25 protein-coding genes, 1 tRNA gene and 1 pseudogene are annotated in these 23,932 nt (G+C 60.5%); 19 read left to right on the forward strand and 8 right to left on the reverse strand.

Features of this window, described 5'->3' with window-relative positions:
- Positions 1-310: 310 nt before the first annotated feature.
- The 4 genes from AACY45_RS24930 (at position 311) to AACY45_RS24945 (ending at position 5,531) form a co-directional block, all read left to right on the forward strand.
- The gene (locus AACY45_RS24930; protein ID WP_339548011.1) at positions 311-1,915 is read left to right on the forward strand and encodes a response regulator; all 1,605 of its coding nucleotides are present in this window, start codon (positions 311-313) and stop codon (positions 1,913-1,915) included.
- Positions 1,912-2,604, forward strand: a complete 693-nt coding sequence (locus tag AACY45_RS24935) for a sensor histidine kinase (RefSeq protein ID WP_339548013.1) — start codon at positions 1,912-1,914, stop codon at positions 2,602-2,604. Before AACY45_RS24930 ends, AACY45_RS24935 begins: the two co-directional genes overlap by 4 nt.
- A 231-nt stretch (positions 2,605-2,835) precedes the next feature.
- Positions 2,836-4,077 (forward strand): glutamine synthetase family protein, encoded by a 1,242-nt coding sequence (locus AACY45_RS24940; RefSeq protein ID WP_339548076.1) that lies wholly within the window; start codon positions 2,836-2,838, stop codon positions 4,075-4,077.
- A 71-nt stretch (positions 4,078-4,148) separates the two neighbouring features.
- Entirely contained in the window at positions 4,149-5,531 is a 1,383-nt protein-coding gene (locus AACY45_RS24945) for an MFS transporter (protein WP_339548015.1), read from the forward strand.
- Between the two features lie 61 nt (positions 5,532-5,592).
- Here AACY45_RS24945 and AACY45_RS24950 read toward each other — a convergent pair whose 3' ends face one another.
- The 4 genes from AACY45_RS24950 to flgA all read right to left on the reverse strand — a co-directional run bounded on the left by AACY45_RS24950 (position 5,593) and on the right by flgA (position 8,191).
- Positions 5,593-6,339, reverse strand: a complete 747-nt coding sequence (locus tag AACY45_RS24950; RefSeq protein ID WP_339548018.1) for a flagellar brake protein — start codon at positions 6,337-6,339, stop codon at positions 5,593-5,595.
- Positions 6,340-6,434: 95 nt separating this feature from the next.
- Positions 6,435-6,902 carry a flagella synthesis protein FlgN gene (locus AACY45_RS24955; RefSeq protein ID WP_339548020.1) on the reverse strand — a complete coding sequence of 156 codons (468 nt, stop codon included), beginning with the start codon at positions 6,900-6,902 and terminating at the stop codon, positions 6,435-6,437.
- A 48-nt stretch (positions 6,903-6,950) separates the two neighbouring features.
- Positions 6,951-7,277: a flagellar biosynthesis anti-sigma factor FlgM gene (flgM, locus tag AACY45_RS24960; RefSeq protein WP_339548022.1), complete on the reverse strand. Its 327-nt coding sequence runs from the start codon at positions 7,275-7,277 to the stop codon at positions 6,951-6,953.
- 152 nt (positions 7,278-7,429) lie between these two features.
- On the reverse strand, positions 7,430-8,191 hold the full coding sequence (gene flgA, locus AACY45_RS24965) for a flagellar basal body P-ring formation chaperone FlgA (protein WP_339548024.1): 762 nt from the start codon (positions 8,189-8,191) through the stop codon (positions 7,430-7,432).
- Between the two features lie 81 nt (positions 8,192-8,272).
- On the opposite strand from flgA, the gene AACY45_RS24970 reads away from it, so the two are divergent.
- The 6 genes from AACY45_RS24970 (at position 8,273) to flgE (ending at position 13,489) form a co-directional block, all read left to right on the forward strand.
- Positions 8,273-9,205: a chemotaxis protein CheV gene (locus AACY45_RS24970; RefSeq protein ID WP_339548026.1), complete on the forward strand. Its 933-nt coding sequence runs from the start codon at positions 8,273-8,275 to the stop codon at positions 9,203-9,205.
- 46 nt (positions 9,206-9,251) lie between these two features.
- Positions 9,252-10,079 carry a protein-glutamate O-methyltransferase CheR gene (cheR, locus tag AACY45_RS24975; protein WP_339548028.1) on the forward strand — a complete coding sequence of 276 codons (828 nt, stop codon included), beginning with the start codon at positions 9,252-9,254 and terminating at the stop codon, positions 10,077-10,079.
- A gap of 430 nt (positions 10,080-10,509) precedes the next feature.
- Positions 10,510-10,917 carry a flagellar basal body rod protein FlgB gene (gene flgB / locus AACY45_RS24980; protein ID WP_095171814.1) on the forward strand — a complete coding sequence of 136 codons (408 nt, stop codon included), beginning with the start codon at positions 10,510-10,512 and terminating at the stop codon, positions 10,915-10,917.
- 3 nt (positions 10,918-10,920) lie between these two features.
- Positions 10,921-11,364 (forward strand): flagellar basal body rod protein FlgC, encoded by a 444-nt coding sequence (flgC, locus tag AACY45_RS24985; RefSeq protein WP_339548030.1) that lies wholly within the window; start codon positions 10,921-10,923, stop codon positions 11,362-11,364.
- 15 nt (positions 11,365-11,379) lie between these two features.
- Positions 11,380-12,105: a flagellar hook assembly protein FlgD gene (gene flgD, locus AACY45_RS24990; RefSeq protein ID WP_339548032.1), complete on the forward strand. Its 726-nt coding sequence runs from the start codon at positions 11,380-11,382 to the stop codon at positions 12,103-12,105.
- Between the two features lie 31 nt (positions 12,106-12,136).
- Positions 12,137-13,489, forward strand: a complete 1,353-nt coding sequence (flgE, locus tag AACY45_RS24995; RefSeq protein WP_339548034.1) for a flagellar hook protein FlgE — start codon at positions 12,137-12,139, stop codon at positions 13,487-13,489.
- 70 nt (positions 13,490-13,559) lie between these two features.
- Here flgE and AACY45_RS25000 read toward each other — a convergent pair whose 3' ends face one another.
- Complete coding sequence (locus tag AACY45_RS25000) at positions 13,560-14,993, reverse strand: M48 family metalloprotease (protein ID WP_339548036.1); 1,434 nt, start codon at positions 14,991-14,993, stop codon at positions 13,560-13,562.
- Between the two features lie 97 nt (positions 14,994-15,090).
- Here AACY45_RS25000 and AACY45_RS25005 point away from each other — a divergent pair, with 97 nt between their 5' ends.
- Positions 15,091-15,330, forward strand: a complete 240-nt coding sequence (locus AACY45_RS25005) for a sulfurtransferase TusA family protein (protein WP_339548038.1) — start codon at positions 15,091-15,093, stop codon at positions 15,328-15,330.
- A 36-nt stretch (positions 15,331-15,366) separates the two neighbouring features.
- Entirely contained in the window at positions 15,367-16,443 is a 1,077-nt protein-coding gene (locus tag AACY45_RS25010) for an AI-2E family transporter (protein WP_339548040.1), read from the forward strand.
- Between the two features lie 65 nt (positions 16,444-16,508).
- On the opposite strand, the gene AACY45_RS25015 is transcribed toward AACY45_RS25010, so the two are convergent.
- Positions 16,509-16,982 (reverse strand): peroxiredoxin, encoded by a 474-nt coding sequence (locus AACY45_RS25015; RefSeq protein WP_339548042.1) that lies wholly within the window; start codon positions 16,980-16,982, stop codon positions 16,509-16,511.
- Positions 16,983-16,995: 13 nt separating this feature from the next.
- Complete coding sequence (locus tag AACY45_RS25020; RefSeq protein WP_339548044.1) at positions 16,996-17,556, reverse strand: glycine cleavage system protein R; 561 nt, start codon at positions 17,554-17,556, stop codon at positions 16,996-16,998.
- Positions 17,557-17,885: 329 nt separating this feature from the next.
- Between AACY45_RS25020 and dapA the strand changes: the two genes are divergently transcribed.
- The 5 genes from dapA to AACY45_RS25045 all read left to right on the forward strand — a co-directional run bounded on the left by dapA (position 17,886) and on the right by AACY45_RS25045 (position 21,575).
- Complete coding sequence (dapA, locus tag AACY45_RS25025) at positions 17,886-18,764, forward strand: 4-hydroxy-tetrahydrodipicolinate synthase (protein WP_185818680.1); 879 nt, start codon at positions 17,886-17,888, stop codon at positions 18,762-18,764.
- Positions 18,765-18,781: 17 nt separating this feature from the next.
- Positions 18,782-19,897, forward strand: coding sequence for an outer membrane protein assembly factor BamC (gene bamC, locus AACY45_RS25030; RefSeq protein WP_339548048.1), 1,116 nt, complete (start codon positions 18,782-18,784; stop codon positions 19,895-19,897).
- 4 nt (positions 19,898-19,901) lie between these two features.
- Positions 19,902-20,660 (forward strand): MBL fold metallo-hydrolase, encoded by a 759-nt coding sequence (locus tag AACY45_RS25035; RefSeq protein WP_339548050.1) that lies wholly within the window; start codon positions 19,902-19,904, stop codon positions 20,658-20,660.
- 28 nt (positions 20,661-20,688) lie between these two features.
- On the forward strand, positions 20,689-21,402 hold the full coding sequence (purC, locus tag AACY45_RS25040; RefSeq protein ID WP_095171833.1) for a phosphoribosylaminoimidazolesuccinocarboxamide synthase: 714 nt from the start codon (positions 20,689-20,691) through the stop codon (positions 21,400-21,402).
- An 83-nt stretch (positions 21,403-21,485) separates the two neighbouring features.
- Positions 21,486-21,575: transfer RNA gene (locus AACY45_RS25045), tRNA-Ser, on the forward strand.
- Between the two features lie 111 nt (positions 21,576-21,686).
- Here AACY45_RS25045 and AACY45_RS25050 read toward each other — a convergent pair.
- Entirely contained in the window at positions 21,687-22,682 is a 996-nt protein-coding gene (locus AACY45_RS25050; protein ID WP_339548053.1) for a tyrosine-type recombinase/integrase, read from the reverse strand.
- 44 nt (positions 22,683-22,726) lie between these two features.
- Here AACY45_RS25050 and tagH point away from each other — a divergent pair.
- Together tagH and tssJ are read left to right on the forward strand one after the other, a co-directional pair.
- A pseudogene (tagH, locus tag AACY45_RS25055) lies at positions 22,727-23,425 on the forward strand (type VI secretion system-associated FHA domain protein TagH); the annotation flags it as partial.
- A 5-nt stretch (positions 23,426-23,430) separates the two neighbouring features.
- Complete coding sequence (gene tssJ, locus AACY45_RS25060) at positions 23,431-23,931, forward strand: type VI secretion system lipoprotein TssJ (protein ID WP_339548054.1); 501 nt, start codon at positions 23,431-23,433, stop codon at positions 23,929-23,931.
- Position 23,932: the final 1 nt, after the last annotated feature.

Below are 23,932 nucleotides of genomic sequence, written 5' to 3' on the forward strand. Positions count from 1 at the left end.
AGTGAAACGATGCATCGCCGATGGTAGTGTGGGGTTTCCCCATGTGAGAGTAGGTCATCGTCAAGATTAAATTCCGAAACCCCTATCTGCGTATGCAGGTAGGGGTTTTGTTTTTGCGCGCGAAAAACTCAGCAACCTTGCTCCCATGCAATCTTTGTTCAGATAAACCCACGAATCTTCACTGATACCTTCAAGGGAATGCCCTGTCCGGCCGATAACCCGATGGACGGTAGTCTCGCGCGATGCCAAACAGGGCAGCGAAGTTGAGCGCGTCCCTGTGGTTCATCTTTTTAATTGCCTGGAATCTTTGATGCTGGCGTACCACCAAAAGAGCTTTTTGATCGTCGATGATTTCTCGGATTTCCGTAGTTCGGTCCGGTCGATGTTGCGCGAGTTGGGTGTGAAAGATGTCGACACGGCCGACACGGGCGAGGTCGCGCTGCGCATGTGCTCGCAGAAGCGCTACGACTTCATCCTGCAGGACTACCACCTGGGCGACGGCAAGAAGAACGGTCAGCAGGTACTCGAAGACCTGATGATCGAAAAACTGATCAGCCACGAAAGTATCTTCGTCATGGTTACTGCCGAGAGCAGCCAGGCCATGGTGCTCAGTGCCCTCGAACACGAGCCGGATGCCTACCTGACCAAACCGTTCAACCGCGCCGGCCTGGCCCAGCGTCTGGAGCGGTTACAGCAGCGCAAGACCTTGCTCAAGCCGATCATGCAAGCGCTGGATCGCGGCAAGCCGGTTGAGGTCCTCAACGCCTGCATTGCGCTGTGCAAGCAGGACCCGCGTTACTCGCCGCTATGCCTGCGCTATCGCGCTGACGCACTGCGCGACATGAACCAGAACGAAGTGCTCGAACGGTTGTACAACAGCATCCTCGCCGACCGTCCGTTGCCCTGGGCCTACGTGGGGCTGGGCCGCCTATTATTCAAGCGCGGCCAGGTCGCCCAGGCCAAGGCGCTGTACGAAAAGGCGCTGAAGGTCTTTCCGATGATGCCGGGTCTGTACGACGGGCTGGCCGATGTTCTGGTGGCGCAAGGCAACAGCAAGTCGGCACAACGGGTGCTCGAAGAGGCGGTGCGCCTTTCCCCCCTGGCGGTCCGTCGGCAATCGCTGCTGGGCAAACTGGCCATGAGCAACGAAGACTTCGACACCGCCGCCAAAGCCTATCGCCAGGCGGTCTCCCAAGGTGCGCAGTCGCGCTTCAAGGATCCGGAGAGCAACCTCGGCCTGGCCCATGCACTGATCAGCAAAGGTAGTGAAAGGGGCTTGGACACCCGTGCACGGCTGGAGATCAACCAGACCTTGAGCGCGGTCGCCAAGGAAAACCCCAGTGACCCCGGCTTGCAGATTCGCGCGCGGCTGATGAAAGCCACCAGTTTGCTGATCAACGATGCGGAAACGGCCGACAAGCTCACCGAGCAGGCCTTGACCCGCCTCGACGGCATGGAGCAGTTCATGAGTGCCGATGCAGCCTTGCTGGTGGCCAAGCAGTTGAAGATGCTGGGACAGGCAGAGGCCAGCGACTCGATGCTCAAGAACTGTGCGGAAATCTACGGCGATGACCCGGCGGTGATGCGCGGTATCGCCAAGCAGACCGATGATCCGGCAATTCTCAACTCGGGCACGGCCGCAGCAGACCTCAACCGCCAAGGCGTGCGCAGTTACAAGGCCGGCGCCCTGACCGAAGCCCGCGAGCTGTTTCGCGGCGCCCTGTTGCTACAACCGAAGAACATCAGCATCGCCCTGAATATGGCGCAGGCCTTGTTGCACGGGGCCACGGCCGACCTCGAGCCGGGATTGCTCGAGGAGTGCCGCAAGTGTTTGAAGATGGTCGGCCTGATGCCCGAGAGCGACTCGCGGTATCCGCGTTATCAAAAGCTGCAGAACAAGGCGTTTGAGCAATGAGTGAAACTGATCAGGGGCTGGATTTTTCCACGGTGATTGCCTCCACCGTACACGACATGAAGAATTCCCTGACAGTGCTGATGCAGGCGCACGGCCAGTGGCTGGCCCGACTGCCCAGTGCCCAGCAGCACACCGATGAGCAGGGCGTGATCGACTTCGAATTCGCCCATCTGAATGGCATGCTGGTGCAGTTGCTGGGGCTATACAAACTCGGCGTCAACCAGTTGCCAGTGCGCCCGGATTACCATGAACTGGACGATTTCATCGAAGCCCAATTGGCCGCGCACCAAGAGGTGTTCAAGAGTCGTGGCATTCTCGTCACTTACGAAGTCGATCCCTTGAGCCCGCTGGGTTTTTTCGATCGCGAATTGATCGGCACGGTGCTGGCCAATGCCATCAACAACGCGATCCGTTTTGCCCGCCAGTCGCTGCTGATCAGCGTCGGTGAGGAAACCGGGCAGTTGGTGCTGACCATCAATGACGATGGCGAAGGCTACCCGGCCCAGATGATCGAGCGCCAGGAGCAGTACGTGCAAGGCATCAACCCGGCCAGTGGCAGTACCGGCCTGGGTCTGTACTTTGCCGCGCGCATTGCGCAGCTGCACCAGCGCAACGGCGTGCCCGGGCGGACCGAAATCAGTAATGGCGGGCCTCTGGGTGGCGGGCTGTTCAGTCTCTATCTGCCTTGAGACCCGTTAAAACCTGCGTCCACAGAGTCTGACTGAGCTTTTCAGCGGTTGTGCTTGATATTCCGAACGGCTGAAGCCTATTTTGTGCGGGTTGCCGTAAACGGCCTACACAACAACAAGGATAGCGTCATGACGACCGATGGCCTGGGTTCTCTCGCACAGCGATTGACCGGCATTGATGAGATTGAATGTGTCACCCCGGACCTCAATGGGGTGCCCCGCGGCAAGGTGATGACGGCCGCAGGATTTCTTGAAGGGCGGCGGTTGCAGATGGCACGAGGGGTGTTGCTGCAATGCATCATGGGCGGTTACCCACCTGCGCGTTTCTACGGCAGCGACGACGGTGACCTCGCGCTCAATGCCGACCCGCAACAGATCCATCGTTTGCCCTGGAGTGCCCAACCTCGCGCACTGGCCATCTGTGATGCCGACGAGTTGAGCGGCGAAAATTCGCGGCTGTCGACCCGCGGCCAGCTCAAGGCCGTGGTTGCCCGCTATGCCGCGCGAGGCCTGGCGCCCGTAGTGGCGACCGAGATGGAGTTTTTCGTCTTCGCCCCCAATACCGACCCGACCCAACCTTTCCAGCCACCCATTGGCGTGGATGGACGTCGCGAAGACGGTCATTCGGCGTTCAGCATCAGCTCCAACAATGGCTTGCGTCCGTTCTTCAATGAGGTCTACACCTGCATGGCGGCGTTGGGGTTGCCGCGCGACACCTTCATGCACGAAATGGGCGTCAGCCAGTTTGAGATCAACCTGCTGCATGGCGACCCCTTGCTGCTGGCCGACCAGACGTTCCTGTTCAAGCACCTGCTCAAGGAAGTGGCGCTCAAACATGGCTTGACCGTGGTCTGCATGGCCAAGCCTTTGGCCCACACGGCCGGCAGCTCGATGCACATTCACCAAAGCGTGGTCGAGCTCGGCACCGGCCGCAACGTGTTCAGCAACGAGGCCGGTGAGCCAACGGCGATGTTCCGTCACTTCATCGGCGGCCAGCAGGCCGGCATGGCGGACTTCACGGCGCTGTTCGCACCGAACGTGAATTCCTACCAGCGCCTGTGCCATCCCTTCGCATCACCCAACAACGCCTGCTGGTCCCATGACAACCGCGCCGCCGGGTTACGCATTCCCGCCAGTTCGCCAGCGGCACGCCGGGTCGAAAACCGCCTGCCGGGCGCCGACGCCAACCCTTACCTGGCCATCGCCGCCAGCCTGGCCGCCGGGCTGCACGGTATCGAGCAGCAACTGGAGCCGACCCCGGCTATCCAGGGCGAATTCAGCGTGCCGGAAAGTTTGTCGTTGCCATGTACCTTGCACGCAGCTCTTGAACGTCTGAAACGTAGCCAATTGGCGAAGGAACTGTTCGGCATGGAATTCATCGAAGGCTACATCGCCTCGAAGACCATGGAGTTGACCAGCTTCTTTGATGAAATCACTCCCTGGGAACGGCGCGTTTTAGCCGCCCAGGCCTAACCGACCCGTCGCTGTCGGGCTATCGTTGACGATAGTCCGATCCTCACCGCAAGGAGCCGCTCGGAACGCCGATGCGCCAAATCTGGAAATCCTTTCGAGCACTGTATTTCGCCTCGCTGATGATGTTGATCGGCTCAGGCTTGCTCAGCACCTACCTGGCCCTGCGCCTGGCCGCCGACCAGGTCGACGGCCTGTGGGTCGGTGCGTTGATGGCCGCCAACTATTTCGGCCTGGTCCTGGGCGGCAAGATCGGCCACCGGTTGATTGCCCGGGTCGGGCATATCCGGGCTTATTCGGCCTGTGCCGGGATAGTCGGGGCCGCCGTGCTCGGCCATGGACTGGTGGACTGGCTGCCGGCCTGGCTGATTCTGCGGATGGTCGTGGGCCTGGGCATGATGTGCCAGTACATGGTCATCGAGAGCTGGCTCAACGAACAGGCCGACGCCAAGCAGCGGGGCATGGTGTTCAGCGGCTACATGATCGCCTCCTACCTGGGCCTGGTGCTGGGCCAGTTGATTCTGGTCATGCACCCGTCCCTGGGGCTTGAGTTGCTGATGCTGGTGGCCTTGTGTTTCGCCCTGTGCCTGGTGCCCGTGACCCTGACCCGGCGCATTCACCCCGCGCCCTTGCATCCGGCGCCGATGGAGCCGCGCTTCTTCATGAAGCGGGTGCCGCAGTCCCTCAGTACAGTGCTTGGCGCGGGGCTGATCGTCGGCTCGTTCTATGGCCTGGCGCCGCTGTATGCCTCCCAGCAAGGGCTGTCCACCGAGCAGGTCGGCCTGTTCATGGGTAGCTGCATCTTTGCCGGCCTGGTGGTGCAGTGGCCGTTGGGCTGGCTGTCGGACCGTTATGACCGGGCAGTGCTGATTCGCAGCTTCGCCATTTGCCTGGCGCTGGCGGCATTGCCCCTGGCGATCATGCCCAAGGTGCCGCTGGAGGTATTGTTCATCGCCGGTTTTGCCTGCTCGCTGGTGCAGTTCTGCCTGTATCCGCTGGCGGTGGCGTTTTCCAACGACCATGTCGAGGGCGATCGACGGGTGTCGCTGACCGCCATGTTGCTGGTGACGTACGGGGTCGGGGCGAGCATAGGGCCATTGGTGGCGGGGGTGCTGATGAAGTTTTTCGGCAGCCAGATGCTCTACGCGTTTTTCAGCTTCTTTGCCCTGGTACTGGTCTGGCGCATCCGACCAAAAGCGGTGACCAACCTGCATCAGGTCGATGACGCGCCCCTGCACCACGTGGCGATGCCGGACAGTATGTCCAGTTCACCACTGGTGGCTGCGCTCGATCCGCGGGTCGACGAGCAGGTGGTGCAGGACCAGATGCAGAATGGTGCCAGCCCTGAACCGGAGCCTGATCCGGAGACCGAAGCGGGTACCAAGGCCGAACAGACGGATACCGATCCACCGCCGGACGATGAGCACCCCCACACGTTCACCGGGGCCAGGCCTTGATCTGAGGGCAAAAAAAACGGGCAGTCACCGCAAGGGGCTGCCCGTTTTTTTGCCTAGCGAATCAGAAATCGTCTTTGTCGAAACGCCGGGCTTCACGCTGCAGTTGATAGACAAAACGCTCGACCTGGCGCTGCACCAGGCCGCTCATGTTGTGAAAGCGAACACCGGCGAAGGTGGTGTCGATCCGCTCTTCGTGATGCAGGTAACGCAGCTCCACCGAGGTGCTCATGCTGCCGAAGGGCAGGGCGGCCAGGAAACGGTCGTAGACCTGGCCCAGTTGCAGCCCGCTGGTAATGTCGCCATCAAAACGCAGCTTGCAGCCGGTGGCGGAGATGTCCAGCAGCTTGCCGTTCAGGGGCACCTTGAGCTTCTCGCCAGCCAGTTCGATATTCACCAGTTGCGCCAGCTTCAGGGCTGCACGAAAGGCATTGCGGCGCTGGTGGTAGACCACCTCGTCGGGCAGTGTACCGCGGTAGCAGCGACCACCGTTGGATTCGTCGATGGCCAGGGTGCCGCTGCTCTCCCAGGCGATGCGCACGCCTTCGTGAAAGCCTTCGATCCGGAACGGTTCGCCCGCCAGCAGGAAGCGCTCGCCATCGCGCGGGATCATTTCGTCGAGGGCGATCATGTTGCTTTCGCGATCGACGTCCACCAAGTAGCTCTGGAAACGCTGGCTGCGCTCATGGAACGTGATGATCAGGGGATCATGGCTCTCTTGCAGCATGCGCAGGGTGCTGGCGATTTCCAGAGGTGTCGTGAGCACTTTCGGTGGCTGCGGAGTATCTTCCGCGCTTGAGGCATTGAACACGGTTTATCACTCTCCAGACAGAATACGGTCACACGCAATGGCTGGCATTCTGCCAGTATGTTTCGCGCCTTGATAGAGCGCGCTCAGTGGCGGGGTCAAGCCTGGCTGAGTGGGCGCGGCTTCACGAGCATGGCGGTTGAGCCGCGAGCGTCATAAAGGGTGGGGGACTCGCCGCCATTGAGAATTCTCAACTGATGGGCGGTGGAGGCTTGTTGCACCTGGATCGAGCGACCGTTGTGCGCGTTGGCGCTCTGGCACTCGTTAAGCAGATGATTAAGCGCTTCGCTCTGGGCCAGCAGTTGCGCGCCAAGACTGGACTGGGCGGCAAGCTGTTGCAGGCCACTGCTGTCGGTCGGCAGGTTGAGGCTGGCGAGTATTTCGCTGCGTCGGCGACCATGCTGGTCGAGCAGGACGATCAGGCCTTGCTTGCTGGCCAGGATCTGCTCCAGCCGTTGCATGTCGCGACCGTGCAGCGCCAGGGATTCTTGCCCCAGCAAATCGAGCAACTGTTGAGCTGGCTCAAGGTCGTCGGTGATCAGTTGCAGTAGATTGTTATCGTGCATGGCTGGCCTTGGGTTTTAAGCGTCCAAAAGCCTGGCGCAAGCCTGGGGCTAGCGCTGGGCTTCGAAGTTGAGCAGTTTGCTGGCGACGCGGTTGCTGTCGACTTTATAGCTGCCATCGGCAATCGCGGCCTTCAACTCGGCCACACGGGCTTTGTCGACTGCGGGCTGATCGCGCAGCGTGTCGCTGATCTTCTGCAACTGCTGGGCCTCGTTGCTGAAGTGGACCGATTCCCCACTCTGGCTGGTCGCGACCTGTTGGGACTGGGTCGACAGCGGCGCGGTTTGAGCGGCGTCAGCAGATTCCTGGTTGGCGCTGGTGCGCGTGCTGCTGGTGAGCGTGGGGGAGCTGTTCAAACGGCTGAAATCGATAACCATGATGCAAAAAACCTCTGGGAATTTGGACGCTTGCCATGTTTTCGGCCAAATCGCGAAAAACTTTAGGCTCATTTCTCGATGAGCACGGGCGCGTCGGCATTTGCCCTGCGTGAGGCACAGTTTAGGGAGTGGCTCGCAGCTGCGCCAGTTATCTACATGGCCACTTCCACCTGGCCGGGGGCTATGACCTGGGCCTTGATCACCCGCTGGGAGTTCAGGTTCTTGACCCGAATCTGTTGATTCATACCGCCATTGGCCAGGGCTTCCCCGGGCATTCGCACGCTGAGGGTACCACTGCGGGCCGTGATCACCACATGGTCGCCCTTGCGCACCACTTCGGCCTGCTCCAGGTGCACCAGGGTAATGACCTGGTCATTGACCATTGGTCGGACAATTTTTTGCCCAATTGCCTGGTCGACGCTGGTCAGGTACCCCTGGTTGATCAAGCTGATGTCGCGTTCACGCAGGATCACATCCGCCGGCTCGATGATTCCAGCACGCTTGAGCGGGCGAGTGCTGGTCACCACCTCACGGAACAGCCGGACTTGCGCGGGCACGAACACGGTCCAGGGCGAGGCGCCGTCGCAACGAACCTTCACCGTCACCCGGCCCACCGGCTTGGCCGGGCTCTCCAGGGAGGCTGTCAATTCCTTGTCGCAGGTGGGCAGGCGCAGGCGGGGATCGAGTTGCTTGACCTCGATCTCATAACGGCCTTCGGTTTGGCTGGACGCCAGATAGTCTTCAACAGTGAATTCAAGAAAGCCCTGAGTGACGCCGATAAGTAGATCAGGCAAGGTAAGCGGATCTGCAAGGGCAGGGCTGCCAGCGTTGAACAGGCACGCCGTCGCAGCCGCGCCGAGCAATCGGCGGCAGGTTGAAGTCAGGCGTCGGAAAAATGTCGTGTTCGCGTTCATAGCGGTTAAAAAGCAAGCGCCGTGCCGTTTAGTGATGAATGTGCGTCGCAACACACTTAGCGTTGGTGTAGGGGGCTGGGCATGGCTGGAGTAATGGATTCGGTAAACCAGCGCACACAACTGGTAGGGCAGAATCGCCTGGAGCTGTTGTTGTTCCGTCTCGACGGTCCGCAGCTCTATGGCATCAATGTGTTCAAGGTTCGGGAAGTGCTGCAATGCCCGAAATTGACCCTGATGCCCAAATCCAATCCTGTCGTGTGCGGTGTGGCAAGTATTCGGGGCGCAACCATTCCGATCATGGACCTGGCAATGGCCACGGGGGCGGGCGGGTTGCAGGACCAGAGCAATCCCTTTGTGATCATCACCGAGTACAACACCAAGACCCAAGGGTTCCTGGTGCGCTCGGTCGAGCGGATCGTCAACATGAACTGGGAGGAGATCCATCCGCCACCCAAGGGCACGGGCCACGATCACTACCTGACGGCGGTGACACGGGTCGATAATCAGTTGGTGGAAATCATCGACGTCGAGAAGGTCCTGGCCGAAGTGGCACCGGCACCGGAAGCGATTTCCGCCGGGGTGGTGGATGACGAGACGCAACACAAGGCGCTGTCGTTGCGGGTGCTGACGGTCGATGATTCGTCGGTGGCACGTAAACAGGTTTCCCGTTGCCTGCAGACGGTGGGGGTCGAGGTCGTGGCGTTAAACGACGGCCGGCAGGCGCTGGACTATCTGCGCAAGCTGGTGGAGGAGGGCAAGAAGCCGGAAGAGGAATTCCTGATGATGATTTCCGACATCGAGATGCCGGAAATGGATGGCTACACCCTCACGGCCGAGATCCGCAACGACCCGCGCATGCAAAAGCTGCACATCATCCTGCATACTTCGTTGTCAGGCGTGTTCAATCAGGCGATGGTCAAGAAAGTCGGTGCCGATGACTTCCTGGCCAAGTTCCGTCCTGATGACCTGGCATCCCGGGTAGTCGACCGGATCAAAGCAGCAGATATCAGCTAGGTGGCCTTTGCCCCTGGCGATCAACACGATTTTAGAGGCGGCATCTTTGTCTACGGGTAATTTGGATTTCGAACAGTTCCGGGTCTTCCTGGAAAAAGCCTGTGGCATTTTGCTCGGTGAAAACAAACAGTATCTGGTCTCGAGCCGTCTCAACAAACTGATGGAACAGCAAGGCATCAAGTCGTTGGGTGAACTGGTCCAGCGCATCCAGGTCCAGCCGCGCGGTGGTTTGCGTGAGATGGTCGTGGACGCGATGACCACCAACGAAACCCTCTGGTTTCGTGATACTTATCCGTTTGAAGTGTTGAAGAACAAGGTCTTGCCCGACGCGATCAAGGCCAGTCCCGGCCAGCGTCTGCGGATCTGGTCGGCGGCCTGTTCGTCGGGGCAGGAACCCTATTCGCTGTCGATGTCGATCGACGAGTTCGAGCGGACCAACATGGGCCAGTTGCGGATGGGGGTGCAGATTGTCGCCACCGACCTTTCCGGGACCATGCTGACCAACTGCAAGTCCGGCGAGTATGACAGCCTGGCGATTGGCCGCGGTCTATCGCCTGAGCGCCTGCAACGTTACTTCGACCCGAAAGGGCCGGGGCGCTGGGCGGTCAAGGCACCGATCAAGAGCCGGGTGGAGTTCCGCGCGTTCAACCTGCTGGACAGCTACGCCGGCCTGGGCAAGTTCGACATCGTGTTCTGCCGCAACGTGTTGATCTACTTCTCTGCTGAAGTGAAGAAGGACATCCTGTTGCGCATTCACAGTACGCTCAAGCCGGGTGGGTACCTGTTCCTCGGTGCGTCCGAAGCCCTCAACGGCCTGCCGGATCATTACCAGATGGTCCAGTGCAGTCCGGGGATCATCTACCAGGCTAAGTGATGGTCAGGTGGCAAAAAAGCGGGAGTCCTCAGAGGCTAATGCCGATCAGTTAAGGAGAAACGCCCCCCCCTATGTGGGAGCGAGCTTGCTCGCGATGGACGTGAACGATAACGCGTAAATGAATAAATACGCGGCGCTTTCAAGTCCATCGCGAGCAAGCTCGCTCCCACAATAGACGGCGTCGCTTAACTGATCAGCATTAGTCCTCAGAGGCTCCCGTTTTTTATCGTGCTGCACAATCCTTGTAGCAAGCCTGTCGAGCCGCCCAGGGCGGCAGAAAAGCGGCAGGTGCCGGAAGACGCTTGCCGCTTTTCTGGCATTGCCGCCTTGCCGCTGTCGGCCAGGGCCCCTGTTTGCGGGGGCGGGCAAGCTGGCACGGGGCTTGCTTTGAACCTGTTACGAAAAATCAGGTCACCCAAAGGTTTCCGACATGAGCATCAGCTTCGATAAAGCGCTCGGTATCCACCAACAAGCCCTCAGCTTCCGCGCCCAGCGTGCCGAAGTGCTGGCCAATAACATCACCAACGCCGACACGCCGAACTACAAGGCGCGGGATCTGGATTTCTCCGCGGTCCTGGCCGCCCAGGCCGACAAGAGCAAGAACGGCAGCTTCGCCTTGAACAAGACCAACAGCCGTCATATCGAAGCCCAGGGCCTGAGCAGTGGCGACGAGTCGTTGCTGTACCGCACGCCGATGCAACCGTCGATCGACCAGAACACCGTGGACGCCCAACTGGAACAGGCCAACTACGCCGAGAACTCGGTGAACTTCCAGGCCAGCTTCACCTTGCTCAATAGCAAATTCAAAGGGCTGGTAGCAGCCCTGCGCGGAGAGTAATCCATGTCCCTGTCCAGTGTTTTTAATATTGCCGGTAGTGGCATGAGTGCCCAGACCACGCGCCTCAACACCGTGGCCAGTAACATCGCCAACGCCGAGACCGTCTCGTCGAGCATCGACCAGACCTACCGCGCCCGGCACCCGGTGTTTGCCACCCTGTTCCAGGGCGGCCAGTCGGGCGGTGGTGACTCGTTGTTCCAGAACCAGGATGCGGCCGGCCAGGGCGTGCAAGTGCTGGGCGTGGTCGAGGACCAGAGCAATCTGGAAGCCCGTTACTTGCCGAACCATCCAGCAGCTGACCCCAAGGGATACGTCTACTACCCCAACGTCAACGTGGTTGAAGAAATGGCCGACATGATTTCCGCCAGCCGTTCGTTCCAGACCAACGCGGAAATGATGAACACCGCCAAGACCATGATGCAGAAGGTCCTGACCCTCGGTCAGTGATAAGGGGCAGCTTTGATGAGTGTTACCGATTCCACCAGTGGCCTGAGTCTCAACGACATTCTTGCGAACTCCAAGACCACCGTCAGCAACACCAGCAATGATGGCCTGGCCGCCGCTGCCGGCAGCAAGACCGGCAAGAACGAGCTGGGCAAGGACGCGTTCCTGCAACTGCTGGTGACCCAGCTGAAGAACCAGAACCCCCTCGACCCGCAGGACAACAGCGAGTTCGTCGCCCAACTGGCGCAGTTCAGCAGCCTGGAAGGCATCACCACCCTGAACTCCTCGGTCAACAACATCTCGAGCTCGTTCAAATCGTCCCAGGCCCTGCAGGCGTCGTCGCTGGTGGGCCGTTCGGTGGTGGTACAAACCGGTTCGGCCTATGTCGACAGCACTAAGAGCATGACCGGCTCGGTGGTCATCCCGGCCTCGGTGGCCGGCACCACGGTGACCATCAGCGACAAGGACGGCAAGGCGGTGAAAACCATCGAGCTGGGCAGCCAGGCCCAGGGCAACGCCAGTTTCGTCTGGGACGGCACCAACACGGCGGGCGAGAAAGTCGACCCGGGTACCTACACCTTCAAGGCCAGTGCGCAGATCGACGGCAAGGCCACTGACCTGATCACCTACCTGCCGGCGACCGTCAACAGCGTGACCCTGAGCCAGACCGGCGGCGAGATGATGCTGAACCTCGCCAACATGGGCTCCATCGCCCTGTCCAAAGTACAGACCATTGGTCTATAGAGCCGGCTAGCGCGGCAACAAGGAGTGGAATATGTCTTTTAATATCGGCCTTAGCGGTCTCTATGCGGCCAACAAACAACTGGACGTTACCGGCAACAACATTGCCAACGTCGCCACCACCGGCTTCAAATCTTCCCGCGTGGAGTTCGAAGACGTGTACGCGGCAAGCAAGCTGGGTAACGGCAACAAGTCCATCGGCAGTGGCGTGAGCCTGGCCAACGTGTCCCAGCAATTTCGCCAGGGTGATGTGACCAACACCGGTAACGTGCTGGACATGGCCATCCGCGGTTCGGGCTTCTTCGTGCTCAATGACGGCGGTTCGCTGACCTACACCCGCGCCGGGACCTTCAACGTCGACAAGGACGGCTTCATCACCAACAGTGCCGGCACCGCGCGCTTGCAAGGTTATGCGGTCGATGAAAACGGCAAGATCCTCAAGGATGTGATCGGCGACCTGAAAATCGACCAGGCGAACCTGCAGCCGAAAACCACCGGCAACATTTCCTCGAGTATCAACCTGAACTCCAGCAAGCCGATCATCGATCCGGCAGTCACCCCGTTCGACCCGACCAAGATCGGCACTTACACCGACATGTTCACCACCCCGATCTACGACAGCCAGGGTAACCAGCACAACCTGGACCAGTACGTGGTCAAGACCGGCGCCAACACCTGGCAGACCTACACCCTGGTAGGGGGGCGCAACCCGGACGGCTCGGCCTTCGTACCGGCCGGCCTGGGTTCGCCACCGGCAACGCCGAGCAACCAGGCGGCCATGACCATGAACTTCGGTTCCGACGGCAAGCTGCTGGACATCGACGCGCCAGCCAGTGGCAGCCCCTACACCGTCAGCGGCAACTCCATTGTCATGGGCGCGGACGTCTGGACGCCGGGCACAGTCAAGGATGGCGTGTGGACGGCCAACGGCGCCGTGGGCAATGCCACCGGCGTCACCAACGACCTGGCCCTGACCACCCAGTACAACTCGGCAACCATCCGCAACCTGCCGACCCAGGACGGCTACGCCACCGGCCAGATCACCAACCTGACCATCGACGGTACCGGTACGCTGTTCGCCAACTTCAGCAACAGCAAGTCCAAGGCGATCGGCCAGGTCACCCTGGCCAGCTTCAACAACGAGCAGGGCCTGCAGGCCGCCGGTGGCACCAGCTGGAAGGAGACCTACCTGTCCGGTTTTGCCGCGTACGACGCCGGCCAGACAGGCACCCTGGGTTCAGTGGTGTCCAACTCGCTGGAAGACTCCAACGTCAACCTGACCAACGAGCTGGTGGACTTGATCAAGGGCCAGAGTAACTACCAGGCCAACGCCAAGACTATCTCCACCCAGAGCACCATCATGCAGACCATCATTCAGATGGCCTGATGCCGGTGGGTTAAGCCTGCGGTACAAAAAAGCCCCTCATCGAGGGGCTTTTTCGTGGGGGCGAGACGCGTCAGCCCATCATGTCCTTGATCATCCGCTCCTGTTCCATGAGCTCGCGTTGCCGGGCATCGATCCGTGACGACAGCGGGAAGTTGCTGCCGGCGCGCCGCTTGGCGAAGTCCAGTTGCTGAATGGCCTGGCGGTAGTCGCCCACCAGCGCGAAATACTCGGCGCGCGCCTGGTGCAGCCCAATGATGTTGCCGGACAGGCCGCGGGTTTCGGCGACCATGTACCAGACATCCGGATCGTCCGGGCGGGTCTTGAGCAGGGCTTCCAGGGCTTTTTCGGCCTCGGCTGGGCGATTCTGCTTGAGCAGCAGGTCAACCCGGACCTGATTGAGCGGGTAGTTGCCCGGGAACTGACTGAGCATCCGGTCGACCCGGCTTTGCGCATCGGGCAGGCGGTTGCTGGCCATGTCCAGGTCGACCTGGGCCAGGTTGTAGATGATTTCATTGGGCGCCTTGGCCAGTAGCGGCTTCAGGCTCTCGCGGGCATCGCTGAGCTGGCCACCCTTGATCTGGGCAATGGCCAGGCCATAACGCGCCACGTCGTTTTTCGGGTTGTCATCCAGTTGCGCGCGAAAACGCTTGGCGGCCAGGCCCGGGGTTTCTTCGTAGATCAACTGCACGCGGGCGCGAATCAGCTGATAGGTCTGGGTATCTTCCTTGCCGCCGGCGGGCGCCTGCTCGGCGCGGTTGCGGGTGTCGGCGATTCGCGATTCGGTCACCGGGTGAGTCAGGAGGAATTCCGGCGGCTTGGCATCGAAGCGGTACTGGCGCCCCAGCCGTTCGAACATGCTCGGCATGGAGCGCGGGTCGTAGCCGGCTTTCTCCAGATTGACGATGCCGATGCGGTCGGCCTCCTGCTCGTTCTGTCGGGAGAAGCGCCGTTGCTCCTGGATCGCGGCCGCCTGGGTCCCGGCGATTGCCGCGATCCCGGCGTCACCGGCGCCGGCCGCGGCCACGATAATCCCGGCGAGCAGGGCGGCCATCATCGGCACTTGCATGCGTTGCTGGGCTTCTACACCGCGGGCGAAGTGACGTTGCGACAAGTGCGCCAATTCGTGGGCCAGTACCGAGGCGTATTCGCCTTCGGTCTGGGCGTTGAGAAACAGGCCACCGTTGACCCCGACAATCCCGCCCGGCGCGGCAAAGGCGTTGAGCTGGGGGCTGTTGATCAGGATGAACTCAAGCCGCCGGTCGTTCAGTTGGCTGGTTTCCACCAGGCGATAGACGCTGGTTTCCACGTAGTTTTTCAGTTGCGGGTCATTGAGCTGTGACACCTGGCTGCGCAACATGGCCAGCCAGGCGCGCCCCAGGTCGTGCTCCTGCTGGGGCGAGACGATGGCAGAACTGGCGTCGCCAAGTGACGGCAAGTCGTCGGCGAAGCCTGGTGAGGCAAGCAGGCAAGCGAGCGTCAGCAGCGTGGGGCGCAGAAAAGTCATGCACAAAGCCTTAGTCGACAAAGAGCTTACTGTAGCCGGACACTTGCCTCGGGACCAGATATTCTAGGCGGCTCAATCACCTGTGCGGAGTGAAGTAATGACCGACGTTGTAGCCCATGATGCCGAACTGGACGCCAGCGGACTCAATTGCCCGTTGCCGCTGCTCAAGGCCAAGATGGCGCTCAACGGCCTGCCCAGTGGCGCCGTGCTCAAGGTAATCGCCACCGACGCCGGTTCACAGCGCGACTTTCGCACCTTTGCCCGTTTGGCCGGTCATACCCTGCTGCGCGAAGAAGACGAAGCCGGTGTCTATCGCTACTGGCTGAAAAAAGCCTGACTGACTGGCCTGCCCCCCCGCCCTTAAGGATCATTGATGTTCAAAGTGCTACGCGACTGGATTCAGCGCTACTTCTCCGACGAAGAAGCAGTGGTGCTGGCCGTCCTCCTGGTCCTGGCCTTCACCGCCGTGCTGACCCTGGGCGGCATGCTCGCGCCCGTGTTGGCGGGGATGGTCCTGGCGTACCTGATGCAGGGCCTGGTCAGCACCCTGGAGCGCCTGCGCCTGCGCCTGCCCGGCGGGGTCGCGGTGGGGCTGGTGTTCGCGCTGTTCATGGGGGTGTTGCTGGTGTTTATCGTGGTGGTGGTGCCCTTGCTCTGGCATCAGCTCATCACCCTGTTCAACGAACTGCCTGGGATGCTCGCCAAATGGCAATCGCTGCTGCTGTTGCTGCCTGAGCGTTATCCGCATCTAGTGTCGGATGAACAGGTACTGCGGGCCATCGAAGTGGCGCGCAGCGAAATCGGCAAGTTCGGCCAGTGGGCGCTGACCTTCTCGCTGTCGAGCCTGCCACTGCTGATCAATATCATGATCTACCTGGTGCTGGTGCCGATCCTGGTGTTCTTCTTCCTCAAGGACCGGGCCATGATCGGCCGCTGGGTACGCGGCTACCTGCCGCGTGAGCGGGCGCTGATTACCCGGGTCGGCCAGGAAATGAACCGCCAGATCGCCAATTACATTCGTGGCAAGGTCATGGAAATGGCCATCTGCGGCGGGGTGACCTACATCGGTTTTGTCGCCATGGGCCTCAACTACTCGGCGCTGCTGGCGTTATTGGTCGGGGTGTCCGTGGTGGTGCCCTATGTGGGCGCAGTGGTGGTGACGGTGCCGGTGATGCTGATTGCCTTGTTCCAGTGGGGCTGGAGCGATCAGTTCATCTACCTGATGGCGGTCTACGGGATCATCCAGACCCTGGATGGCAACGTGCTGGTGCCGTTGCTGTTCTCCGAAGCGGTCAACCTGCACCCGGTGGCAATTATCTGCGCGGTGCTGCTGTTCGGCGGGCTGTGGGGGTTCTGGGGCGTGTTCTTCGCGATTCCCCTGGCGACCCTGTTCAAGGCCGTGCTGGATGCCTGGCCGCGCAAAGAGCCGGTGGTGGCGCCGCTGTTGTAGTTGTGGGCCTCATCGCGAGCAAGCTCCGTCTGCTCGCGATGGCATCATCCAAGACGCCGAACAAATCAGCCCTTGGCCAGCGCCAGCGCCGCCGCCAATACGGCATCCACATGGCCCGGCACTTTCACCCCGCGCCATTCCTGACGCAGTACACCGTGCTTGTCGATCAGGAAGGTGCTGCGATCAACCCCCATGTATTCCTTGCCATACAGCTTTTTCAGCTTGATCACGTCGAACAGCTGACACAGGGCTTCGTCCTTGTCGCTGATCAGCTCGAAGGGGAATTGCTGCTTGCACTTGAAGTTCTCGTGGGACTTCAGGCTATCGCGGGAGACGCCGAACACCTGGGTGTTGGCCGCGAGAAACACTGGGTACTGGTCACGAAAACCCTGACCCTCGGTGGTGCAGCCCGGCGTACTGTCCTTGGGGTAGAAGTAGATCACTACCTGCTTGCCCTTGAGGGCGGCCAGGCTGATGGTCTGCCCGCTGGTGGCGGGGGCTTCGAAGTCGGCGACCGGTTGGTCGATAGCGACGGCCATGGAAAAAGCTTCCTTACATTGGGTTCTGTGGGCGCCACGGTTCGATCAGCGCGTCCAGGTTCAGCGCGTCGGCGAAATCGAGGAACTGATCGCGCAGCCAACTGATCTGCACACCGGCCGGCAGGGTCACGGTGAAAGTGGCGTTGAGCATGGTGCCGCCAGTCTGGGGGGCTTGATAGGTGTCGCAAGTCAGGTTTTCCAGCTCGACGTGATGGTCGATGAAGAACTGGCACAGCTCATTGACGATGTCCGAGCGGTAGGCAGAGCTGACGTAAGCCACATACGGCAAGGCTTGCGGGCGGTTCTCCAACGCCGCGCTGCGCACCACGTTGACGGTGAAGGCGTGTTTCTTGGCCAGGCTCGGCAGACCGGCTTCCAGGCGCGCCAGGGCGTCCCAGGAACCGGAAATCTCCAGGATGAGTGCACTGCACTCGCCATGGCGAGTCAGGCGGGAGGTGACCACGGCGCAGCGATTTTCATGGCTGGCGCGGCACAGGACGTTAGTCAGCTCCATGGGGTTGGCGCCGAGGGCACTGATGACAAGGAATTGTTCGCGAACTGTGGGGGTGGACATGCAGCATTCCTAAAGCGATGAGCGGTCGGTACGTTTATAGGCTGATTCGTCGGGTGTGGGTCCGGATGCGCTATCAACAAAGCCCGAGCCAGAGGGTTGCTACGAGCTCATAAAAAGGTGAGTTCGGGTAGATGGCAACGCAGGGGCGGGGCTTGTGGAGCCGAAAATGGAGGCTGGAACCCGGCGCACGAGCCTGTCGGTACTGATCAAAGTCTGAAGGGTAGCGAAAAGCGGCGCCAAGGGGAATGGCATGAGCGCAGTACTTCGCTTGTGCAAGCATCTTGGCGCCAGTACCATTACCGCTCTCTTTTTCCGGCAGGAGCGGTTGCATGATTGCGGGCAGTATGGTGGCACTGGTCACACCCATGGATGCACAGGGTCGTCTGGACTGGGACAGCCTCAGCAAACTGGTAGACTTTCACCTGCAAAACGGCACCCACGCCATCGTGGCCGTCGGTACCACGGGTGAGTCGGCAACCCTCGACGTCAACGAACACATCGAAGTGATTCGTTATGTGGTCAAGCAGGTAGCCGGGCGTATCCCGGTGATCGCCGGTACCGGCGCCAACTCGACGCGTGAAGCGATCGAGCTGACCTCCAATGCCAAGACCGCCGGCGCCGATGCCTGCCTGCTGGTGACGCCGTACTACAACAAACCGACGCAAGAAGGCCTGTACCAGCACTTCAAGGCCATCGCCGAAGCCGTCGACATCCCGCAGATCCTCTACAACGTACCGGGCCGCACGGCGTGCGACATGCAGGCCGAGACCGTGATCCGCCTGTCGACCGTGAACAACATCATCGGGATCAAGGAAGCCACCGGCGACCTGTCCCGCGCCAAGGCCATCCTCGATGGCGTGAGCGAGGACTTCCTGGTGTTCTCCGGTGACGACGCTACTGCCGTGGAACTGATCCTGCTGGGCGGCAAAGGCAACATCTCGGTGACCGCCAACGTTGCCCCGCGCGACATGGCCGACCTGTGCAACGCCGCCCTCAAGGGTGACGCTGTGACCGCACGGGCGATCCACGAAAAACTGATGCCACTCAATAAAACCCTGTTTATCGAGTCCAACCCTATCCCCGTGAAATGGGCGCTGCATGAGATGGGCCTGATGCCGGACGGTATCCGTCTGCCGCTCACCTGGCTCAGCGAAGCCTGTCACGAACCGCTGCGACAGGCCCTGCGCCAGTCCGGCGTATTGGTTTAATTGAGGAAGTAATACGCATGAAGCGACTGGCCGGACTTTCCGCACTTGCCTTGATTATCTCCAGCACCAGTGGCTGTGGATGGGTCTGGGGCCCGGAAGGTTATTTCCGTGACCGTGGTAGCGATTACCTCGAAGCGCAACAGACTGCCCCGATGCAACTGCCGCCGGATGTCCAGACCGCCAAGCGCCTGGACCCACTGCTGCCGATCCCGCGCAACGTGGCCGACGACTCCGTCAAGGGCGAGTACGTGGTGCCACGTCCGCAGCCGTTGTCGGCCATTGCCGAGGCCAGCGACTACAGCCTGCAGAAAAGCGGCGACTCGCGCTGGGTGATGGCGCAGCGTCCACCGGCCGAAGTCTGGCCAGTGGCGGTGCAGTTCTTCCAGGACAACGGTTTCCGCCTGGATCAGCAGCGTCCGCAGACCGGCGAGTTCACCACCACCTGGCAGCGTGCCGACGAACTGTCGGCCACCATGACCAAGCGCCTGGCCAGCGCCGGCGTAGCCTCCGATGCCGAAACCCGCGTGCGGGTGCGCATCGAGCCAGGCGTGCAGCGCAACACCAGTGAAGTCTACGTGGTCAGCGCCGAGCGTCCCGCCGGCAGCAGCGACGACGTGGCCTTCACCAACCGTTCGGTCAACACCAGCCTGGACGCTGCGCTGGTCGACGACATGCTCGTCAGCATGAGCCGCATCTCCGAGAAGGGCGGTTCGGTGTCGATGCTTGCCTCCCGTGATTTCGATACCCCAAGCCGTGTCAGCCTGATCGAAGACGGCAGCGGCAACCCGGTGCTCAACGTCGGCAACGATCTGGACCGTGCCTGGTCGAGCGTGGGCCGTGCGCTGGAGCAGGGCGAATGGCGCGTGGAAGACATCAACCGCAGCCTGGGCCTGTACTACATCAACCTGGCCGAAAAAGCCGAGCGTAAAGACGAGAAGCCTGGCTTCTTCGCCAGCCTGTTCGGCAGTTCTCCGGTCAAGGAAGAAGTCGAGGCGCGCGCCGAGCGTTACCAGGTGCGCCTGAGCAAGGTCGGCGAGAACGTCCAGGTCACCGTCGAGAAAGACATCAACACCGTTGCGCCGGCTGAAGTGGCGCGCAAAGTGTTGGGCATGATTCAGGACAACCTGGGCTGATCAAATGCGTTTTGCCGTTCTCGGCAGCGGTAGCCAAGGGAACGGCACGCTGATAGCCAGTGACGACACCGTCGTGCTGGTCGATTGTGGTTTCTCCCTGCGAGAAACCGAAAAACGCCTGCTGCGCCTGGGGATAACCCCGGCGCAACTGAGCGCGATACTGGTGACCCACGAACATGCCGACCACGTGCATGGCGTGGGTTTGCTGTCTCGGCGCTACAATATTCCGGTCTACCTCAGTCGCGGCACCTTGCGCGGGATGCGCAAGCCGGTTGATCCGGCAGGGTTCGTGGCCGGGGGCGACCAGTTGCAGATCGGTGGGCTGGACATTGGCGTCATAGCCGTGGCCCACGACGCGCAGGAACCGACGCAGTACGTCTTCAGTGACGGCACCCGGCGCTTTGGCCTGCTGACCGACCTGGGTTCGTACTGCGCCACCGTGTTGGACGGCTACAAGGACCTCGATGCGTTGATGATCGAGTCCAACCACTGCCGCGACCGCTTGGCTCGCGGTCACTACCCGACCTTTCTCAAGCAACGGGTGGGTGGCGAGCTGGGACATTTGAACAACCACCAGGCGGCATTCCTGGTGTCCGAGTTGGGCTGGAAAGACCTGCAACACCTAGTACTGGCCCACCTGAGCAGCAAGAACAACCTGCCGCAGCTGGCCCGGCAATGTTTTGTCGACACCCTTGGGTGCGACCCGGACTGGCTGCAACTGGCCGATCAAGATTCAGGGCTCGACTGGCGACATCTCGCCTAGCCCATCTACTTAGCAAGCGGAGCCCATCATGGAAAAACGTGAAGAACTCTACCGCGGCAAAGCCAAGTCGGTTTACCAGACCGACGACGCTAACCGTTTGATCCTGCTGTTTCGCAACGACACCTCGGCGTTCGACGGCAAGCGCATCGAACAGCTCGACCGCAAAGGCATGGTGAACAACAAGTTCAACGCCTTCATCATGCAGAAGCTCGAAGCGGCCGGCGTGCCGACCCAATTCGACAAACTGCTGGGCGACAACGAGTGCCTGGTGAAGAAGCTGGACATGATCCCGGTTGAATGTGTCGTGCGTAACTACGCCGCCGGCAGCCTGGTCAAGCGCCTCGGTGTGGAGGAGGGCATGAAGCTCAACCCTTACACCTTCGAACTGTTCCTCAAGGACGACGCCAAGGGCGACCCGTTCATCAACGAATCCCACGTCGTGGCGTTCGGTTGGGGCACCGCCGAGCAACTGGTTCGCATGAAAGAACTGTCGCTCAAGGTCAACGAAGTGCTGAGCAAGCTGTTCGACGACGCCGGCCTGCTGCTGGTCGACTTCAAGCTCGAATTCGGCGTATTCCATGACGGCAGCATCGTCCTGGGCGACGAATTCAGCCCGGACGGCTGCCGCCTGTGGGACAAAGCCACCGGCAAGAAAATGGACAAGGACCGCTTCCGCCAGGGGCTGGGCGACGTGATCGAAGCCTACGAAGAAGTCGCCAACCGCCTTGGCGTACCGCTGTAATCGACGCAAGCATCTGATAGCACGGAAAAAAATTCACTTTAGGGTTTGCATTCGGTGAACCTGCTGTTATGATGCGCGCCGTTGGAGAGATGCCAGAGTGGCCGAATGGGACGGATTCGAAATCCGTTGTACCTTCACCGGTACCTAGGGTTCGAATCCCTATCTCTCCGCCATTATTGAATAAGACTAAGCCCCTGTAATCGTTAGAGATTACAGGGGCTTTTTCGTTTCCGTCATATTGTTTAGGGCATTTTTAGGGCATAAATTCTGCCCTGTATACCGCTCTAGTCCGCTCTAAACCCCAACATTTTCGACACTATCCCCGCCATGCTCTTGGTGTCTTTAGGTATCCATCTCCCGTAATGCTTTCGCACCATCGTTGTATCTGCGTGGCCCAGTTGCCTGGCCACCCATTCGACCGGGACGTAGCTCGACAGCATCTGGCTGGCAAAGGTGTGGCGACACTGGTTCGCCCCGCGGTGCCGGACCTCTGCTTTTTTCAGATGGGTGGTAAACCAGTTGCTCAACGTCTTACCACTCCAGAGCAGGCCGCTGGTCGAACTGCGGAAAAGAAACCTGACTTTCATTTTTTTGGAGGTGATGTTGTCGCGCTGGATGACAGTGATCTCCAGAGTGGGGGCTTCTTTGGCAGCGGCAATAATCTCCCGCATCAGTTCGAGGGCTGGGTCGATGAGCTCGACGACTCGAACCCTGGAGCGCTCTTTGGGGACTTTGAATTCACCGACGACCAATGCCCGGCGGACGTGTACCAGGCCGGCTTCAAGATCGACGTCTTCAACGGCGAGCCCGATTAGCTCGGACAGGGACAGCCCGGCCCAGCAGTTGAACTCAATCATCCGGGCGTCAGCTCGCCGGTCGGGATCCGCATTGCTGATCAACTTGATCTCGGTGCGACTGAAGGGGTCGGCATGCTCCAGGTCGACGTCAGATCCGACGTTGCTGATCCGGTCGAGCGGATTGGCTTTTAGAATGCCGTCTCCGAAGGCATCAGCCCAGACCCCGCGAACGACGGTGAAGATGTCGTTCACTGTCTTTGGGGCCAAGCCTTGCTTGAGCAATTGCGCCTGAAACAGCTCGATGTCGCTTTTGCTGATATCAACGATTCGACGTTTGCCGAATTTATTCTCGACGTGCCCGGACTTGCTCACGTAGTTGACTACCGTGCTCGATGCTTTGAGGGCGCGCTGAACCTCCAGCCACCTATCAATACCTTCCTTCACCGTGCGCTTGAGTGATGGGCCGCCGGTGCCAGTGAACATGGCGGCCCTGGGTGAGTTAGGGAAGTGGGCCGCATAGTCGAAGCGCCGACTATGCGCGCATCGACATGGAAAGCCTCATGGTGCCGGAGCTGGTCGATGCCCCGGCCGAACCTGCGCCCGCCCCGGCTGCGAAAGCAGTCGAGCGTCAGAGCGACGGTTTCTGGGAAAAGTTTGCTGGCGCCCTGGGTGTGGATCTCAACGGCCTTGACCACGATGCCCGCGAAGCCCTCGCGCTGAACGCTGCACGTCTGCTCAAGCAAAGTGTTGGCGGTTTGCAGCAGAGCCTGCGCACCCGCAGCGAGCTAAAAAACGAACTACGCCTGGCCCATACCATCGTTCAGGGCACCAACAAAAACCCGTTGAAGTTCGCCGTTGATGCCGGTGAAGCGCTGGACATTCTGTTGCAGCCCAACAAGCCAGGGCAGTTACCGCCTGAACAGGCGATCTCCCGTGCTTTTCGCGATTTGCAGGCGCATCAGGTGGCCTTGCTCACAGCCAGCCGCGCCGCTGTTCGCAGCACCTTGGAACACTTCTCGCCTCAACAGCTCACCTTGCGATTCGAGCGCGACAACAAGCCGTTGCTGGCCACGTCCGGCAGCCGCTGGAGGGCTTACAGCCGTTATCACCAGGCCCTGCGTCAGGACGATGACTGGAGCGAGCGCTTGTTGGCCCGTGACTTCGCCCAGGCCTACGAAGAACAGATCCGCCTGATTTCCACCCTCCACACCAACCACCAAGGATGATGCGCATGTCTCGCCGTTCGACTGATTTTTTTAAGGTGCTGACTGCGCTGACCACCTTGGTACTGCTGGGCGGTTGCTCAACGCTATCGCCGTATTCGCACGTCACGAAACTCAACCTGAAGTTGACGGCCAGCGACCAGTTGAACCCGGATCTCAACGGTCGCCCGTCGCCGATTGTCGTACGCCTGTTTGAACTCAAGCACCCGGTGGCGTTCGAGAACGCGGATTTTTTCAGCCTTTACGAGCGCGCCAAGGAATCCCTGGCTCCCGATATGGTTGCGACCGAGGAGCTTGAGCTGCGTCCGGGAGAAACCGTCGAATTCAAGCTCAGTGTCGAGGAGGGTAGCCGCTATGTCGGTGTCCTCGCCGCCTACCGGGACCTGCCGGATACCCAATGGCGCTACACCCTGCAAGTCGCCCCGGAGGAAGTCACCGACGCCGACCTGACGCTCGACCAGAGCGGCATTCGCAACACCCATGAACTGCTAGTCAAGGCGGCTGACTGAC

Origin of the sequence: Pseudomonas sp. RA_35y_Pfl2_P32 (assembly GCF_963970735.1) — a bacterium.
Lineage (GTDB): Bacteria > Pseudomonadota > Gammaproteobacteria > Pseudomonadales > Pseudomonadaceae > Aquipseudomonas.

What these genes read in the sequence shown, in the direction of transcription:
- AACY45_RS24930 (WP_339548011.1), top strand. Translation starts at nt 311, where the DNA reads ATGCTGGCGTACCACCAAAAGAGCTTTTTGATCGTCGATGATTTCTCG.
- AACY45_RS24935 (WP_339548013.1), top strand. Translation starts at nt 1,912, where the DNA reads ATGAGTGAAACTGATCAGGGGCTGGATTTTTCCACGGTGATTGCCTCC.
- AACY45_RS24940 (WP_339548076.1), top strand. Translation starts at nt 2,836, where the DNA reads ATGACGGCCGCAGGATTTCTTGAAGGGCGGCGGTTGCAGATGGCACGA.
- AACY45_RS24945 (WP_339548015.1), top strand. Translation starts at nt 4,149, where the DNA reads ATGCGCCAAATCTGGAAATCCTTTCGAGCACTGTATTTCGCCTCGCTG.
- AACY45_RS24955 (WP_339548020.1), bottom strand. Translation starts at nt 6,902, where the DNA reads ATGCACGATAACAATCTACTGCAACTGATCACCGACGACCTTGAGCCA.
- flgM (WP_339548022.1), bottom strand. Translation starts at nt 7,277, where the DNA reads ATGGTTATCGATTTCAGCCGTTTGAACAGCTCCCCCACGCTCACCAGC.
- flgA (WP_339548024.1), bottom strand. Translation starts at nt 8,191, where the DNA reads ATGAACGCGAACACGACATTTTTCCGACGCCTGACTTCAACCTGCCGC.
- AACY45_RS24970 (WP_339548026.1), top strand. Translation starts at nt 8,273, where the DNA reads ATGGCTGGAGTAATGGATTCGGTAAACCAGCGCACACAACTGGTAGGG.
- flgB (WP_095171814.1), top strand. Translation starts at nt 10,510, where the DNA reads ATGAGCATCAGCTTCGATAAAGCGCTCGGTATCCACCAACAAGCCCTC.
- flgC (WP_339548030.1), top strand. Translation starts at nt 10,921, where the DNA reads ATGTCCCTGTCCAGTGTTTTTAATATTGCCGGTAGTGGCATGAGTGCC.
- flgD (WP_339548032.1), top strand. Translation starts at nt 11,380, where the DNA reads ATGAGTGTTACCGATTCCACCAGTGGCCTGAGTCTCAACGACATTCTT.
- flgE (WP_339548034.1), top strand. Translation starts at nt 12,137, where the DNA reads ATGTCTTTTAATATCGGCCTTAGCGGTCTCTATGCGGCCAACAAACAA.
- AACY45_RS25000 (WP_339548036.1), bottom strand. Translation starts at nt 14,993, where the DNA reads ATGACTTTTCTGCGCCCCACGCTGCTGACGCTCGCTTGCCTGCTTGCC.
- AACY45_RS25005 (WP_339548038.1), top strand. Translation starts at nt 15,091, where the DNA reads ATGACCGACGTTGTAGCCCATGATGCCGAACTGGACGCCAGCGGACTC.
- AACY45_RS25010 (WP_339548040.1), top strand. Translation starts at nt 15,367, where the DNA reads ATGTTCAAAGTGCTACGCGACTGGATTCAGCGCTACTTCTCCGACGAA.
- AACY45_RS25015 (WP_339548042.1), bottom strand. Translation starts at nt 16,982, where the DNA reads ATGGCCGTCGCTATCGACCAACCGGTCGCCGACTTCGAAGCCCCCGCC.
- AACY45_RS25020 (WP_339548044.1), bottom strand. Translation starts at nt 17,556, where the DNA reads ATGTCCACCCCCACAGTTCGCGAACAATTCCTTGTCATCAGTGCCCTC.
- dapA (WP_185818680.1), top strand. Translation starts at nt 17,886, where the DNA reads ATGATTGCGGGCAGTATGGTGGCACTGGTCACACCCATGGATGCACAG.
- bamC (WP_339548048.1), top strand. Translation starts at nt 18,782, where the DNA reads ATGAAGCGACTGGCCGGACTTTCCGCACTTGCCTTGATTATCTCCAGC.
- AACY45_RS25035 (WP_339548050.1), top strand. Translation starts at nt 19,902, where the DNA reads ATGCGTTTTGCCGTTCTCGGCAGCGGTAGCCAAGGGAACGGCACGCTG.
- purC (WP_095171833.1), top strand. Translation starts at nt 20,689, where the DNA reads ATGGAAAAACGTGAAGAACTCTACCGCGGCAAAGCCAAGTCGGTTTAC.
- AACY45_RS25050 (WP_339548053.1), bottom strand. Translation starts at nt 22,682, where the DNA reads ATGTTCACTGGCACCGGCGGCCCATCACTCAAGCGCACGGTGAAGGAA.
- tssJ (WP_339548054.1), top strand. Translation starts at nt 23,431, where the DNA reads ATGTCTCGCCGTTCGACTGATTTTTTTAAGGTGCTGACTGCGCTGACC.